Genomic DNA, 15,275 nt, shown 5'->3' on the forward strand with positions numbered 1-15,275 from the left:
GCGGGTGCCCGGCGGCACGCGCGCGGGGGAGGATCCGGGCCATGACTGACATGGCGGAACGCGATGAGCAGGCGGCGGACCCGGACCGGGGCGCGGGGATCCGGGAGCGGCGGCTGGCGGCCCACCGCGGCGCGCGGCGGGTGTTCGCGCGGTTCGGTTTCCACCGGACCCTGCGGGAGCGGCTGGCGGTGCTGGACGCGGCGGGGGACGTCCACGACCTGGACGAACTGTCGGACGTGTACGGCGACGGCGTCGTCGAGGCGCTGGAGACGAAGGTCGCGGCGCTCCTCGGCACCGAGGCGGCGGCGTTCTTCCCGACGGGCACCATGGCCCAGCAGGTGGCCCTGCGCTGCTGGGCGGGCCGCACCGGCAACCCGACCGTGGCCCTGCACGCGCTCAGCCACCCGGAGGTGCACGAGCGGAACGCGTTCAGCGAGGTCGGCGGCCTGCGCCCGGTGCGGGTGACGGGCGAGCCGCGGCTGCCGACCGCCGCGGAGGTGCGTGACTTCGAGGAGCCTTTCGGGGCGCTGATGCTGGAACTGCCCCTCAGGGACGCCGGTTTCGTGCTGCCCACCTGGGAGGAGCTCACCGAGGTGGTCGGGGCCGCGCGGGAGCGGGACGCGGTGGTGCACTTCGACGGGGCCCGGCTGTGGGAGTCGACCGTGCACCTCGGCCGGTCCCTGGAGGAGATCGCGGGCCTGGCCGACAGCGTCTACGTGTCGTTCTACAAGTCGCTGGAGGCGTTCGGCGGCGCGGCCCTCGCCGGTCCGACGGAACTGGTGGAGGAGGCGAAGGCCTGGCGGCACCGGTACGGCGGCCAGGTCTTCCAGCAGTTCCCCACGGCCCTGTCGGCGCTGGTCGGACTGGAGCGGGAACTGCCCCGGCTGCCGGAGTACGTCGCCCACGCGCGCGTGGTGGCCGCCGCACTGCGCGAGGGGTTCGCCGCCGCCGGGCTGCCGTGGGCGCGCGTGCACCCGGAGGTGCCGCACACCCACGACTTCCAGGTGTGGCTGCCGTACGACGCGGACGTCCTCGGGGAGGCGGCGGTCCGGGCGGCCGAGGAGACGGGCTGCGTCCTGTTCGGCTCCGCCTGGGACCGGGGCGGTCCGGGGCTGGCGGTCACGGAGGTGCATGTGCGGGCCGCCGGGCTGGAGTGGACCGCCGAGGACGTGAAGAGCGCGGTGGCGGAGTTCGTGGCCCGGCTGCCGGAGCGGGCGTGAAGCAGGGCCGGTGAGGCACGGGGTCAGGCGGGGCGCCGCACCCAGCGGCTCAGGGTGGCGCGGAACCGGTGGAACCGGCGGCGGGCCGGGCGGCCCGCCAGGACCGCCCTGAACTCCCGTTCGTCGCGCCACTCCCGTACGACCTGCCAGTCGTGCGCGCCCGGCGCGGGCGGGGCGGGCTCGCCCCGGGACCGGGCGCGGTGGGTGTCGAGGAGGTACTGCTGCGTGATGCTCATGGTGGATTCCCTCTGCGGGACGGGGTGATGGAGGCCCGAAGCTCCGCGGCTGCCCCGGTGGATCCACCGTGCGCCCGCACCGGAGGCGGCGTCGCGTCGATTGACGACGCCCGTCAATCGACGGGGCGTTGTCAGTGGCGGGATGCACCATGAGGGCATGAGCGTGCACATCGACATCGCGGGGCTGCGGCCGGAGAGGGTCGCCGTCGTGCCTTCGCCCCTGGCCGAGCTGGGCATGGCGCTGCACGCGCTGTCCGAGCCGGCCCACCACCCGGGCCTGCAGGGCTGGGTGACGGGCGTGCGGGCCCGGCTCGACCCGCATCTGGCCGACCGGATGTGCGAGGCGGACTTCCTGTGGCGGACGACGTTCTCGGACCTGTTCATGCCGTTCGCCGGCATCCCGGGCCGCAGCACGCTGCCGTGCGGCACGCTCGCCGAGGAGCTGGACCTGCTCGACAAGCTGACGGACGAGCAGTTCGTGGACGCGGCCCTGGAGTTCACGTGCGCGCTGCCGTACTGCTCGCACGGCCCGGACGCGCTGGCCGACGAGGAGATACGCCGCCGCGCCCTGGAGCTGGCCGCCGCCCGCGGGCCGCAGCAGCTGCGGTTCAGCGAGCGGCTGCTGGCCGACCCGCCCAGGATCCGCGCCTGGCTGCGGCAGTTCCTCCAGGACTGCGACGAGGCGTTCTTCGCGGAGGCCTGGTCCCGGCTGCGCCACCAGCTCGCGGCGGACGCCCGCCACAAGACGGAGCTGCTCAGGCGCAAAGGCCTGGCCGAGGCGCTGGCGGCGGTGTCCCCGGCGGTGATCCTCGACGAGGACGCCGCCCGCATCACGGTCGACAAGCTGGGCGAGGGCCGTACGGCCACGGGCGACGGCGGCCTGCTGCTCGTCCCGACGAGCCTGGGCTGGCCGCACCTGATGGTCCTGCACCGGCACGGCTGGCAGCCGCTGCTGCACTACCCGGTCGGCTCCCCCGAGCTGGCCGCGCCGCCCTCGCTGGAGCAGCTGGCCCTGCGGATGACCGCGCTGTCCCACCCGGTGCGCATGCGCATGTGCCGCCATCTCGCCCGCAGCGCGTACACCACCGGCGAGCTGGCGCAGGTGCACGGCATGACGGCCCCGGAGATATCCCGGCACCTGGCCGTGCTGAAGAAGGCGGGCCTGATCACCACCCGCCGCCGCGGGCGCTACGTCCTGCACCAGCTGGACGTGACGGTGGTGGCCCGGCTCGGCAGCGAGTTCCTGGAGGGGATCCTCCGATAGCGGGCCGGCCTAAGGACGGCGGGCCGCCCGCTACCGGCGGCTCAGCCGTGTCCGCCGGCGCGCACCAGCCCGGTCTCGTAGGCCAGCACCACCACCTGCACCCGGTCCCTGAGGCCCAGCTTGGTCAGAATGCGGCCCACGTGGGTCTTCACGGTCGCCTCCGACAGCACCAGCCGGGCCGCGATCTCGCCGTTGGACAGGCCCTGCGCGACCAGCACCATGACCTCGCGCTCCCGGTCGGTGAGCCGCTCCAGCTCCTTGTGCTGGGGCTGCTGGGTGCCCGGCAGCATGGGCGCGAAGCGGTCCAGGAGCCGCCGGGTGGTGGAGGGCGCGACGACGGCGTCACCGCTGTGCACGGCCCGGATCGCGGCGAGCAGCTCACCCGGGGGCACGTCCTTGAGCATGAACCCGGAGGCGCCCGCCTTCAGCCCGGAGAAGGCGTACTCGTCGAGGTCGAACGTGGTCAGGATGAGCACCTTGGGCGGGTCGGTGTCCGCACAGATCCGGCGGGTCGTCTCCACACCGTCCAGCTTCGGCATGCGCACGTCCATGAGGACGACGTCCACCTCGGTCGTCCGCAGGACCTGGAGGGCCTCGACGCCGTCGCCCGCCTCCGCCACGACCTCCATGTCCGGCTGGGCGGCGAGCACCATCCGGAACCCGGTGCGCAGCAGCACCTGATCGTCGACGAGCATCACGCGGATCGTCATCTGGCCTCTTCCGTTTCGGTGGTCACATCGGTGGTCACAGGTGTCAGTGAGGGGCGCGCGTGCCGAGGTCAGTGCGCCGGTTTGAGCGGCAGCAGGGCGCTGATGCGGAATCCTCCGCCCGGGCGCGGTCCGGCGTCCAGGGTGCCGCCGACCATACCGACCCGCTCCCGCATGCCGATGAGGCCGTGGCCCTGCCCGTCGAACCCGCCCTCCTCGTACAGCTCGTGCGGGGCGCCCTTGCCGTCGTCCTCGACGAGCAGGCCGAGGCCGTCGTCGAAGTAGACCAGGCGCACGCTGGCGCCCGCGTTGGGCCCGCCGTGCTTGCGGGTGTTGGTGAGCGCCTCCTGGACGATGCGGTACGCGGTGAGCTCGACGCCGCTGGGCAGGGGACGCGGGGTGCCCTCGACCTTGAAGTCGACGGGCAGCCCGGAGCCGCGGCACTGCTCGACGAGGTCCTCGATCTGCTGCACGTCCGGCTGCGGCACGTACTCGCCGGCCTCCTGGTGCTCCCCGGTGCGCAGCACGCCGAGCAGGCGGCGCATCTCGGCGAGGGCCTGGCGGCCGGTGGAGGAGATGGTCTCCAGGGCCTTCTTCGCCTGGTCGGGCGCGGCGTCGAGGACATAGGCGGCGCCGTCGGCCTGCACGACCATCACCGAGACGTTGTGCGCGACGACGTCGTGCAACTCGCGCGCGATGCGGGCCCGTTCGGCGGCGACGGCGACCTTGGACTGCGCCTCGCGCTCCTTCTCCAGGCGGGCGGCCCGCTCCTCCAGCTGGGCGAAGTAGGCGCGCCGGGTGCGGATGGAGTCGCCGAGCACCCAGGCGAGGGCGAAGGGCACGGCCATGAAGACCGTCAGCACGACGTTGCCGGCGGCGGACGTCTCCTCGGTCGGCCAGCGCAGCTGGGCCAGCGGGGCCGCGCACAGGCCGGCGCCCAGCGCGAAGCGGGAGGCCCAGCGCGCGCCCTCCGCCGCGACCGTGTAGACGATCACCAGCAGGGCGAAGTCGGCCGGGCCGATCTCCACGTCGGTGACCAGCTGGGCCACTCCGACCCCGGTCGCGAGCAGCAGCATCTTCTCCGGGTGCCGGCGGCGCAGCGCGATCACCAGGCAGAGCAGCAGGGCGAGGGGGACGGCGAGGGCAGGGGAGCCGTACCCGCCCGCCGCTCCGCCCACCAGCGACATCCCGAGGAGGACGAGGGCCCAGGTGCCGTCGACCCACATCGGGTGTCTGCGGAGGAAGTCATAGAGGCGCTGCACGTAACCCAGCGTAGGGAAGCGGGATAGGTGCAGGGGTCAACCGGAGGACCGATCCGCGTCCGGCGCGCGTACTCCGCAAGGTGGAGTTGCGTTCGTTGTGTCCGCTTAGCCTGGGCCGGTGACAGCAGTGACGAGGGGCGAGGGACCAGAGGGACTGGAGGGGCCAGCGGTGCCCAAGGGACCAGCGGGACCCGAGGAACCGGAGCCGCGGAAGTGGCAGGGGTGGCGCGCGGCCGCGCAGGAGGCCCTGTACGGGCCCGGCGGCTTCTACCGGCGGGCCGAGGGGCCGGCCAGGCACTTCCGCACGTCCGTGCACGCCTCGCCGCTGTTCGCCGGGGCCGTGGCGCGGCTGCTGTGCCGGGTCGACGAGGCGCTGGGACGACCCGCGGCGCTGGACTTCGTCGACATGGCGGCCGGGCGGGGCGAACTGGCCGCCGGGGTGCTCGCCGCGCTGCCCGCCGAGGTGGCGGGCCGCACGCGCGCGTACGCCGTCGAAGTGGCCGAGCGGCCCGCCGGGCTCGATCACCGGATCGAGTGGCTGGCCGCGCCTCCTGAGGGGACGACCGGACTGCTGTTCGCCAACGAGTGGCTGGACAACGTGCCCGTGGAGGTCGCGGAGGTGGACGCCGCGGGCACGGCCCGGCTGGTGCTGGTCCGCACGGACGGGACCGAACGGCTCGGGGATCCGGTCGGCGGGGCGGAGGCCCGGTGGCTGGAGCGCTGGTGGCCGCTGCCCGGTGCGGCGGGGCTGCGGGCCGAGATCGGGCTGCCCCGGGACGAGTCCTGGGCCGCGGCGGTCGCGACGCTGCGGCGGGGGCTCGCGGTCGCCGTGGACTACGCGCACACGGCGGACGCCCGGCCGCCGTTCGGGACGCTCACCGGTTTCCGGGAGGGCCGCGAGACCACGCCCGTGCCGGACGGCTCCTGCGACATCACCGCGCACGTCGCGCTGGACGCGTGCACGCTCCCCGGCGGGCGCGTGCTCCGGCAGCGGGAGGCGCTGCACGCCCTGGGCGTGACCGGCGCGCGCCCCCCGCTCACGCTGGCGTCCACCGACCCCGCCGCCTACGTGCGCGCCCTCGCGGGCGCCGGGGAGGCGGCCGAGCTCACCGCGGCCGGCGGGCTGGGCGACTTCGGGTGGCTGGTGCAGCCGGTGGGGATCCCGGACCCGTTCCGGGCCTGAGCTCCTACTTGTCGATGTCCCCGACCACGAAGAACATCGACCCCAGGATCGCCACCATGTCCGCGACCAGCGTCCCCGGCAGCAGCTCCGTCAGCGCCTGGATGTTGTTGTACGAGGCGGAGCGCAGCTTCAGCCGGTACGGCGTCTTCTCGCCCTTGCTGACCAGGTAGTAGCCGTTGATGCCGAGGGGGTTCTCGGTCCAGGCGTAGGTGTGCCCCTCCGGCGCCTTGAGGACCTTCGGGAGCCGCTGGTTGACCGGCCCGGGCGGCAGCTCCGCGAGGCGGTCGAGGCAGGCGTCGGCCAGGTCCAGCGCGTTGTGCGTCTGCTCCAGGAGGCATTCGAAGCGGGCGAGGCAGTCGCCCTCCTGCCGGGTGACCACCTTCAGGGTGCCCTGGAGGTCGCCGTAGGCGAGGTACGGCTCGTCGCGGCGCAGGTCGAAGTCGACGCCCGAGGCGCGGCCGATCGGCCCGCTGACGCCGTAGGCGTGCACGGCCTGCGGGGACAGGACGCCGACGCCCCGGGTGCGGCCGCGGAAGATCTCGTTGCCGAGCACGAGGTCGTCGAAGCGGTCCATGCGGGAGCGGACGTCGGCGACGGCGGTACGCGCGCGTGCGGTCCAGCCGGCCGGCAGGTCCTCCTTGAGGCCGCCCACCCGGTTGAACATGTAGTGCATGCGCCCGCCGGAGACCTCCTCCATGACGTGCTGGAGTTCCTCGCGCTCCCGGAAGGCGTAGAAGATCGGGGTGATCCCGCCGAGCTCCAGGGGGTACGAGCCGAGGAACATCAGGTGGTTGAGCACCCGGTTCAGCTCGGCGAGCAGCGTGCGCAGCCACACGGCGCGCTCGGGGACCTCCATGCCGAGCATCCGCTCCACGGCGAGGACGACGCCCAGTTCGTTGGAGAACGCCGACAGCCAGTCGTGGCGGTTGGCGAGCATGATGATCTGGCGGTAGTCGCGCGCCTCGAACAGCTTCTCCGCGCCCCGGTGCATGTAGCCGATCACCGGCTCCGCGTGCGTGATGCGCTCGCCGTCCAGGACGAGCTTCAGCCGCAGCACCCCGTGCGTGGACGGGTGCTGGGGCCCGATGTTGAGCACCATGTCGGTGCTCTCCGCGGCGCCGCCGATTCCGACCATGGTCTCCGTCGTAGGAGTCATGGACACAGTCTCCCCTACGTACCCTGACCTCATGGAGACGGGGAGCCCGCACGAGGCGGGGCCGACGGGGACCGGCAGCGCGGCCGGGCCGACGGGGGCAGAGGACACGGCCGGGGCGGCGGCAGCGGGTGGGCCGACGGGGGCAGAGGACACCGCCGGGGCGGCGGCAGCGGGCGGGATCGTGCCCGCAGGGGCCGGGGCGACCGGCGAGGCCCGGCCCGAGGACGAGCCCGTCTGGATCGCCCTGCCGCCCGGCCTGCTGAAGATGCGGCGGCTGCTCCTGGTCGTCTGGCTGGGGCTGGCCGCGCTGGCCGCCGGGCTGCTGCCGGGGCTGCTCGCCGGGCCCGGCTGGGCCGTGTTCGCCGTGCTGCCGCTGGCGCTGATGGCCTGGGGCTGGGTGATGATCGACCGCAACTGGCGTTCCTGGCGGTACGCCGAGCGCGCCGACGACCTGCTGATCAGCCGCGGCGTGCTGTGGCGCGAGGAGACGGTCGTGCCGTACGGGCGGATGCAGCTGGTCGAGGTCACCTCCGGGCCGGTCGAGCGGCACTTCGGGCTGGCCAGCGTGCAGCTGCACACGGCCGCCGCGGCGACCGACGCCACCATCCCCGGCCTGGACCCGGCCGAGGCGGAACGGCTGCGCGACCGGCTCACCGAGCTCGGCGAGGCCCGATCGGCGGGCCTGTGACGGCGCCCGGGGCCACCGGAGAAGCCGGGGCGACCACCGCCGAGGGCGGGCCCGCCGAGCGGCGGCTGCACCCCGTCACACCGCTGCGGCGGGCCTGGGCACCGGTCGCCGTGGTCGCCGGCTGGGCGGTGCACGATCCCGACGGGGCGCAGCGCCAGCTGGCCCGGCTGACGACGACCACGCTGCTGATCGCCCTCGCCGTGATCGTCCCGGCCGCCGCCCTGTACGGCTTCTGCTCCTGGTGGTTCACGCACTTCGCGGTGACCGGGACCGAACTGCGCATCCGTACCGGACTGGTGTTCCGGCGCACCGCGCACATCCGGCTGGAGCGGGTCCAGGCCATCGACATCACCCAGCCGCTGCTCGCCCGGGTCGCGGGCGTCGCCAAGCTGAAACTCGACGTCATAGGGACCGACAAGAAGGACGAACTGGCCTTCCTCGGCGCGGACGAGGCGCGGGCGCTGCGCGCCGAACTGCTCGCGCGGGCGGCCGGGTTCGCCCCCGAGACCGCCCACGAGGTCGGCGAGGCCCCGTCCCGGCAGCTGCTGCGGGTGCCGCCCGGCGTGCTCGCCATGTCGCTGGTGCTGAGCGGGGGGACCTGGGGGTCGCTGGCCGCGGCGCTCGTCGTCCCGCCGCTGCTGTGGATGGCCACCGAGAGCGTGTGGACGGTCCTGGCCACGGCCCTGCCGCTGCTGGGCGCTGCGGGCGCGAGCAGCGTGGGGCGGTTCGTCGGCGAGTACGACTGGACGGTGGGCGAGTCGCCCGACGGGCTGCGCATCGACCACGGCCTGCTGGACCGGGCCCACGAGACGGTGCCGCCGGGCCGTGTGCAGACCGTGCGGATCGTGGAGCCGCTGCTGTGGCGGCGGCGCGGCTGGGTGCGGGTGGAGCTGGACGTGGCGGGCTCGTCCAACTCCGTGCTGGTGCCGGTCGCCCCGCGCGAGATCGCCGACGCCGTCGTCGCGCGCGTGCTGCCCGGGGTGACCGTGCCGGAGCGCGCGGCCCTGTCGCCGTCGCCGCGCCGCGCCCGCTGGTGCGTGCCGCTGTGGTGGCGGGGGTACGGACTCGCCGTCACCGACGCGGTGTTCGCGGCCCGGTCCGGGCTGCTGCGGCGGAGCCTGGCGCTGGTGCCGCACGCCAAGGTGCAGAGCGTACGGATGACGCAGGGCCCCTGGGAGCGGGCCCGGGGCGTGGCCGACGTGCACGTGGACACGGGCGCGAACAAGACGGTGACGGCCCGGCTGCGGGACGCGGCCGAGGCGCGCGAGCTGCTGGCGGCGCAGGCGGAACGGTCCCGCACCGGGCGCAGGGACGCGCGGCCGGACCGCTGGATGGCGTGACCCTCACGGAAGCCGCAGACAAGCCGAAGGCCCCCCGGAGACAGCCGGGGGGCCTTCCGCCGCAGCGGAGTTCAGGACACCGCGCTCCGCAGCCCCTGCACGTCGATCTGCTCCGTCTCGTCGTGCGCCGTCAGGTCGATGACCTGGCCGATCCCGCGCGACTCCTCGTCCACCGGCTTGAACCCGGCCTCGGTCTCGGCCTTGTGCAGGGCGAGGGCCTCCTGCCCGACGACATCGGCGAGGTCCTCGTTCTGCACGGCCTCCAGGGCGGCCCGCGAGGTGCCCTGCTTGGTGCCGAAGAAGTCGAACCCGCCCTCGGTCAGGGGCCGTCGCACCGGCGCCTGCGGCGCGACGGCCACGGCGGTCGGGACGGTGTAGTGACCGGAAACCGCCTTCTCGGCACTGTCGGCCTTCTCGGTACTGCCGGCCGTCTCGGCACTGTCGGCCTGCTCCGCGGTGGCGGCGGTCGCGCGCTCGTGCCCGTCGACCGCCTCGGACTGCCCCTGCGCCTCGTCCTCCGAGGCCTGCTCCCGCTGCTCGGCCGTCTCCCGCCGGGGCTCCCGCGCGGGCTCCGCGTCCTCGCCCTTCGGCACGCCGTCGCCGTCGCCACCGCCGTCCGGCTCCGGTGCCCTCTCGCCGTCGAACCGGGCGAGCGCGGCCGCGGCCCGCAGGAACAGCCGGGAACCCTCGGGCGAGAACACCGCGGGAACCGCGGGCTCCTCCTCGACGGTGAGCGGCGCCCCGTCCTGCCCGGCGGCGGCGTCCGCCACCCCCGCGGGCAATGCCGCGCGCACCGGAGCCGTCGCCTCTATCTCGAGCACCCGGCGCTCCTCCAGGACGCTCGCGCGCTCGGTCTCCGCCGTGGCGTACCGGCGCAGCAGCGCGGCGTGCTCGTTGCGCAGCCCGGCCAGTTCGGTGCGCTTGGCGCGCAGCCGCTGCTCCAGCTTGGCGCGCAGCTCGCGGGACTCCTCGAGGTCGGCCTCCAGTTCGGCGACCCGTTCCTCGAAGCGCCACTCGTCGCTCGCACGCGCGCGCGTGAGGTCGGCGACCTGCTTGCCCGCCTGGATGTCCCAGCGGCGCAGCACGACCGCGCCGACGACCGCCGTCGCCGCGGCGGCCGCGGCCAGACCGCGGAGCACCATCGGCTCCGTGAACACCCAGGGCCCCAGGGCGCAGACGAGGGAGACGCCTGCGATCGCCGACGGGGGCAGCAGCCTGTGCAGGGGCGGGGAATGGCGATGACGTCCACGTGGCATGGCCAGAAACTTACCGCGCGTAGGCGAATCGTGGTGACCCACCCCGCAAAAACAAAGCCACCCCAAGGGACTCACACGGCATCAGAACTCGGCAAGAAGCGGAATCAGCCGCTCACTCAATTCCCCGGATCATTCCCAAGATCATTTCCAGGGGCCGTCGAGGCGCCCGCTCATCCACTCCAGCGTCGCCGGAATCTCGCGCCGCCAGGTGTTGAAGTTGTGCCCGCCGCTTTCCAGGATGATCGACGAGATCCGCGTCAGGCCGGTGCCCTTCACCCGGTCTATGAACTTCAGCGTGTCCTTGTAGTCGGACTCGCCCACCTTGCTGCTGGTGACCAGCAGCGAAGTGTCGGGCGCGGGCATGTGCTCGAGATACCACCACAGGTCGGCGCGATTGCGCAGCCCCTTGTCGCCCTGGAAGAGATCGCCGGTCGTGGCGTCGATCGGCGCCTTGTAGTACGCGGACAGACCCGCCCCGGCGGCGTACACATCGGGATGGTGCATGGCGATCTTCAAGGCGCAGTAGCCGCCCGTCGAGTTGCCGATGATGCCCAGGCTTCCCGGCTTTTCGGCCACCCGGTAGTGCGAGCGCAACGCCTCGGGCAGATCCTTCGCGAAGAACGACTCGGTCTGCGGACCGCCCGGGACGTCCACGCACTCCGTGTCCCGGGGCGGCGCCACCGTAGGCCGCAGCATCACCAGGATCATCGGCTTCGCCCGGCCCTCCCGGGCCAGTTCCAGGGCCGTACGCGGGTAGTGGAGCTTCTCCACCAGCGCCGAGGCCGTGCCCGGGTAACCGGTCAGCACGACGGCCGCGGGGAACCGGTGGGTGCGGTACCGCGGCTGGAAGTACTCCGGCGGCAGATAGACGTACGCGGGCGTCGCGATGTGCGTCGTACGGCCCACGAGGTCGACCTGCTGGATCCGGCCCCCGGCCTGGGGGCGCACCCCGGCCGCCCCGGGCACCCGCCGCGAGCCGACCACCTCCAGCGGGCCCTCGCCCGGGGTGTGGTCCACGACCACGCCCTGGTCCTTCTCCTGCCCGAACAGGTCCGCCCAGCTCGCGTAGAACCCGAAGGCCTGGTTGGCGGCCAGGCCCACCGCGGCGAACAGCGCCAGCTGCGTGGCCAGCAGCAGCCCGACGCGTCCGCCCACGGCCGGCCAGCTCCGCCGGGCCAGCCGTGGCCACAGCCAGACCGTGCCGGCGAACAGCAGCACGGCGGACAGCACCGCCAACACCAGCACCTTGTTGCTCGTCAGACCCATGGGTTGGTTACCTGCTCGCGCTCTCCGCCCGGCCCCGCCCGCGAGCACACCTTCGCTCGGGCTTGTCCCGGACTTTCCTCGGCCTTTGAAACGGCTTTGACATGGGGAGTGAACCTCTCCCCCCGAGACACCGTCCTAGAGGGCGCAATGTCGCCGGATGCCCGAATCGGCACCGGATCCAAGGTCTCTCGCAGAACTACGGGATGCGATGTCTGTCAGGACAGATGAGGAAATGTCGGGTGAGGTTCCGACCCGTCGAAGCGGCGCGGCCGGTACGGACCGGACGAGCCGGGTGCGCCGCCTGCTGCGCGGACCACGCCCCGAGGCGGTCCCCCTCCTCGTCGGCAGAGCCTGCGCCCTCGTGGGCCTGCTGGACATCGCCGCGGGCGTCTTCCCGCGCTTCCGGCACAGCCGCATGCACGCCATCGCCGAGGTCCTGCCCGGCGCGCTCGGCCCGTTCGCGGCCGCGCTGTCGCTGAGCACCGGTGTGCTGTTGCTGCTGCTCGCCCACGGCCTCAAGCGCGGCAAGCGCCGGGCCTGGCGGGCGGCCGTGGCCCTGCTGCCCGCCGGTGCCGTGGCGCAGTTCACCTACCGGCACTCCCTCGTGGGCGTCCTGATCTCCCTGGCGCTGCTGGCCCCCCTGCTGCGCCACCGCGACCAGTTCGACGCGCTGCCCGACCCGCGCAGCCGCTGGCGGGCGCTCGCCAACTTCGTCCTGATGAGCGCGGGTTCGCTGCTGCTGGGCCTGCTCATCGTCAGCGTCCACGGCGACCGCATGCTCGGCGACCCGAGCCTGGCCGACCGCATCACCCACGTCATCTACGGCCTCTTCGGCTTCGAGGGGCCCGTCGACTACCGGGGCGACACCTCCTGGACCGTCGCCTTCTCGCTCGGCGCCCTGGGCCTGCTCACCGCCGTCACCACCATCTACCTGGCCTTCCGCCCCGAACACCCGGCCGCGCACCTCACCGAGGAGGACGAGGCACGCTTGCGCGCCCTGCTGGAGAAGCACGGGCGCCGCGACTCCCTCGGCCACTTCGCGCTGCGCCGCGACAAGGCCGTCGTCTTCTCCCCCAGCGGCAAGGCGGCCGTGACCTACCGCGTGGTCTCCGGCGTGATGCTCGCCAGCGGCGACCCGATCGGCGACGTCGAGGCCTGGCCCGGCGCCATCGAACGGTTCATGGACGAGGCCAAGGCCCACTCCTGGACCCCCGCCGTGATGGGCTGCTCCGAGACCGGCGGCGAGGTGTGGACCCGCGAGACCGGGCTCGACGCCCTCGAACTGGGCGACGAGGCGGTGGTGGACGTCGCGGATTTCTCCCTCGCCGGCCGCGCGATGCGCAACGTGCGCCAGATGGTCAAGCGCATCGAGCGCGCCGGTTACGAAACCCGGGTACGACGTGTCCGTGACCTCGGGGACGCCGAGCTGGAGCGCATCCGCCAGGCCGCCGACGACTGGCGCGGCACCGACACCGAGCGCGGCTTCTCCATGGCCCTCGGCCGCGTCGGCGACCCCGCCGACGGCGACTGCCTCATCGCCACCGCCCACAAGCAGGACGACCACCCCGGCCCCTACGGCGACCTGAAGGCGATCCTGCACTTCGTGCCCTGGGGCCCCGACGGCGTCTCCCTGGACCTGATGCGCCGCGACCGCTCGGCCGACCCCGGCATGAACGAACTGCTCATCGTGGCCGCCCTCCAGGCCGCCCCCAAGCTCGGCATCGAGCGGGTCTCCCTCAACTTCGCCATGTTCCGCTCGGCCCTGGCCCGCGGCGAGAAGATAGGCGCCGGTCCCGTGCTGCGCGCCTGGCGCGGACTGCTGGTCTTCCTCTCCCGCTGGTTCCAGATCGAGTCGCTGTACAAGTTCAACGCCAAGTTCCAGCCGCGCTGGGAGCCCCGCTTCGTCGTCTACCGGGCCTCCGCCGACCTGCCCCGCATCGGCTTCGCCGCCATGCAGGCGGAAGGTTTCGTCAACCTCGCCCTGCCCCTGCCGCGCTTCCTGCGCCGCCGGCGCCCGGCGAACCGCCGCCCGTGCGCCCACGGCACCACCACGGAACGGAGCGTCAGAGCGGCGTGACCCGCCCGGACCGACCCGGGCCGCGGCGCCTGACGGCCGTCCCCTGGGCCTACGCTGAACATATGAGCAACCAGAGCGGACGCGGGCGCGTGGCGGGCCTACCGGAATGGGACCGCTGCGCGGTCATGGGAGTCGTGAACGTCACCCCCGACTCCTTCTCCGACGGCGGCCGCTTCTTCGACACCACGGCCGCCGTCAAGCACGGCCTCGACCTGGTCTCCGAGGGCGCGGACCTGGTCGACGTCGGCGGCGAGTCGACCCGCCCCGGCGCCACCCGGGTGGACGAGGCCGAGGAACTGCGCCGCGTCGTCCCGGTCGTCCGCGGCCTGGCCTCCGAGGGCGTCACCGTCTCCGTGGACACCATGCGCGCCTCCGTCGCCGAGCGGGCCCTCGCGGCCGGCGCCGCCCTAGTCAACGACGTCAGCGGCGGCCTCGCCGACCCCCGCATGATCCCGGCCGTCGCCGACGCCGGCGCCCCCTTCGTCGTCATGCACTGGCGCGGCTTCCTCCAGGGCGGCAACGTCCGCGGGGTGTACGGGGACGTCGTCACCGAGGTCGTCGACGAGCTGCACGCGCGCGTGGAGGCCGTCCTGGCGGGCGGCATCGCCCCCGACCGCGTCATCGTCGACCCCGGCCTCGGCTTCTCCAAGGACGCCGAGCACGACCTCGCGCTCCTGGCGGGACTGCACCGGGTCCTCGGCCTCGGCCACCCGCTGCTCGTGGCCGCCTCCCGCAAGCGGTTCCTCGGCCGCGTCCTGGCCGGCCCGGACAGCCCGCCCCCGCCCGCCCGCGAGCGCGACGCCGCCACCGCCGCCGTCTCCGCGCTCGCGGCGCACGCCGGCGCGTGGGCGGTCCGCGTGCACGAAGTCCGCGCCACCGCCGACGCCGTACGCGTCGCGCGCGCCATCGAGGGAGCACGCACGGGCGCAGAGGGAGCCCGGTGAGCGCCCCGCACACCGACGTCGAGCAGGTCGAGGCCGCCAACACCGCCTTCTACGAGGCACTGGAACGGGGCGACTTCGAGGAACTGGCGTCGCTCTGGCTGACCCCCTCCGACCTGGGCGTCGACGAGACCTACCACGACCCGGCCGACACCGGCGTGGTCTCCTGCGTGCACCCCGGCTGGCCCGTGCTCACCGGCCGCGGCGAGGTCCTCCGCTCGTACGCCCTGATCATGGCCAACACCGACTACATCCAGTTCTTCCTCACCGACGTGCACGTCTCGGTCACCGGCGACACCGCCCTGGTCACCTGCACGGAGAACATCCTCAGCGGCGGCCCCGCCCCCCAGGGCGAGGACGAGGAGCTGGGCCCGCTGGTCGGGCAGCTCGTGGTCGCCACCAATGTGTTCCGGCGCACGCCCCAGGGGTGGAAGCTCTGGTCGCACCACGCTTCCCCGGTCCTGGCCGAAACCGACGAGGACGAGCAGGACGACACCCCCGCCTGAGTGGGTAGTCGCCAGGTAGTGGTTGGAATCACGGAGCCGCGGGTATGGGCGGCTACCAACCCGTGAGCCGCCGGGTTCCCCGAGGGAAACGCCGGATGAATCCTGCCGGGCCCGGACCCCGTGGCCCGGCCCCGTCCGGGCTCGCAGGTAGATTCGACCGAGGCCGGTGTGCC

The 15,275-nt window shown here is 73.8% G+C and carries 14 protein-coding genes; 8 read left to right on the plus strand and 6 right to left on the minus strand.

Features of this window, described 5'->3' with window-relative positions; all coding sequences use genetic code 11:
- Nucleotides 1–50 precede the first annotated feature (50 nt).
- Nucleotides 51–1,220, plus strand: a complete 1,170-nt coding sequence (locus tag ABZ386_RS15830; RefSeq protein WP_351339931.1) for a beta-eliminating lyase-related protein — start codon at nt 51–53, stop codon at nt 1,218–1,220.
- A gap of 23 nt (nt 1,221–1,243) precedes the next feature.
- Here the strand turns inward: ABZ386_RS15830 and ABZ386_RS15835 are convergent, their stop codons facing one another.
- A complete protein-coding gene (locus ABZ386_RS15835) occupies nt 1,244–1,456 on the minus strand; it encodes a hypothetical protein (protein ID WP_351339806.1) in 213 nt (70 codons plus the stop codon).
- Nucleotides 1,457–1,613: 157 nt separating this feature from the next.
- Between ABZ386_RS15835 and ABZ386_RS15840 the strand changes: the two genes are divergently transcribed.
- Nucleotides 1,614–2,720 (plus strand): DUF5937 family protein, encoded by a 1,107-nt coding sequence (locus ABZ386_RS15840; protein ID WP_351339803.1) that lies wholly within the window; start codon nt 1,614–1,616, stop codon nt 2,718–2,720.
- Nucleotides 2,721–2,761: 41 nt separating this feature from the next.
- Here ABZ386_RS15840 and ABZ386_RS15845 read toward each other — a convergent pair whose 3' ends face one another.
- Both ABZ386_RS15845 and ABZ386_RS15850 read right to left on the minus strand, forming a co-directional pair.
- Nucleotides 2,762–3,430 (minus strand): response regulator transcription factor, encoded by a 669-nt coding sequence (locus tag ABZ386_RS15845; RefSeq protein WP_031115876.1) that lies wholly within the window; start codon nt 3,428–3,430, stop codon nt 2,762–2,764.
- A 68-nt stretch (nt 3,431–3,498) separates the two neighbouring features.
- Nucleotides 3,499–4,689 (minus strand): sensor histidine kinase, encoded by a 1,191-nt coding sequence (locus tag ABZ386_RS15850; protein WP_351339799.1) that lies wholly within the window; start codon nt 4,687–4,689, stop codon nt 3,499–3,501.
- A 169-nt stretch (nt 4,690–4,858) separates the two neighbouring features.
- On the opposite strand from ABZ386_RS15850, the gene ABZ386_RS15855 reads away from it, so the two are divergent.
- Complete coding sequence (locus ABZ386_RS15855; protein WP_358964919.1) at nt 4,859–5,872, plus strand: SAM-dependent methyltransferase; 1,014 nt, start codon at nt 4,859–4,861, stop codon at nt 5,870–5,872.
- A 4-nt stretch (nt 5,873–5,876) separates the two neighbouring features.
- Here the strand turns inward: ABZ386_RS15855 and ABZ386_RS15860 are convergent, their stop codons facing one another.
- On the minus strand, nt 5,877–7,028 hold the full coding sequence (locus ABZ386_RS15860; protein ID WP_114254570.1) for an NADH-quinone oxidoreductase subunit D: 1,152 nt from the start codon (nt 7,026–7,028) through the stop codon (nt 5,877–5,879).
- A gap of 178 nt (nt 7,029–7,206) precedes the next feature.
- Between ABZ386_RS15860 and ABZ386_RS15865 the strand changes: the two genes are divergently transcribed.
- On the plus strand, nt 7,207–7,716 hold the full coding sequence (locus ABZ386_RS15865; RefSeq protein WP_351339926.1) for a PH domain-containing protein: 510 nt from the start codon (nt 7,207–7,209) through the stop codon (nt 7,714–7,716).
- Complete coding sequence (locus tag ABZ386_RS15870; protein WP_351339794.1) at nt 7,713–9,056, plus strand: PH domain-containing protein; 1,344 nt, start codon at nt 7,713–7,715, stop codon at nt 9,054–9,056. Before ABZ386_RS15865 ends, ABZ386_RS15870 begins: the two co-directional genes overlap by 4 nt.
- A gap of 71 nt (nt 9,057–9,127) precedes the next feature.
- Here ABZ386_RS15870 and ABZ386_RS15875 read toward each other — a convergent pair whose 3' ends face one another.
- Nucleotides 9,128–10,312 carry a hypothetical protein gene (locus ABZ386_RS15875; protein WP_356618591.1) on the minus strand — a complete coding sequence of 395 codons (1,185 nt, stop codon included), beginning with the start codon at nt 10,310–10,312 and terminating at the stop codon, nt 9,128–9,130.
- 141 nt (nt 10,313–10,453) lie between these two features.
- Entirely contained in the window at nt 10,454–11,578 is a 1,125-nt protein-coding gene (locus ABZ386_RS15880; RefSeq protein WP_355725884.1) for an alpha/beta hydrolase-fold protein, read from the minus strand.
- Between the two features lie 232 nt (nt 11,579–11,810).
- Between ABZ386_RS15880 and ABZ386_RS15885 the strand changes: the two genes are divergently transcribed.
- The 3 genes from ABZ386_RS15885 (at nt 11,811) to ABZ386_RS15895 (ending at nt 15,102) form a co-directional block, all read left to right on the plus strand.
- Nucleotides 11,811–13,655 (plus strand): phosphatidylglycerol lysyltransferase domain-containing protein, encoded by a 1,845-nt coding sequence (locus ABZ386_RS15885; protein ID WP_351339787.1) that lies wholly within the window; start codon nt 11,811–11,813, stop codon nt 13,653–13,655.
- Nucleotides 13,656–13,717: 62 nt separating this feature from the next.
- On the plus strand, nt 13,718–14,599 hold the full coding sequence (gene folP / locus ABZ386_RS15890) for a dihydropteroate synthase (protein ID WP_114254565.1): 882 nt from the start codon (nt 13,718–13,720) through the stop codon (nt 14,597–14,599).
- The gene (locus ABZ386_RS15895; RefSeq protein ID WP_114254564.1) at nt 14,596–15,102 is read left to right on the plus strand and encodes a nuclear transport factor 2 family protein; all 507 of its coding nucleotides are present in this window, start codon (nt 14,596–14,598) and stop codon (nt 15,100–15,102) included. The genes folP and ABZ386_RS15895 overlap by 4 nt, the downstream gene beginning before the upstream one ends.
- Nucleotides 15,103–15,275 lie beyond the last annotated feature (173 nt).

Origin of the sequence: Streptomyces sp. NPDC006140, assembly GCF_040628815.1 — a bacterium.
GTDB lineage: Bacteria > Actinomycetota > Actinomycetes > Streptomycetales > Streptomycetaceae > Streptomyces.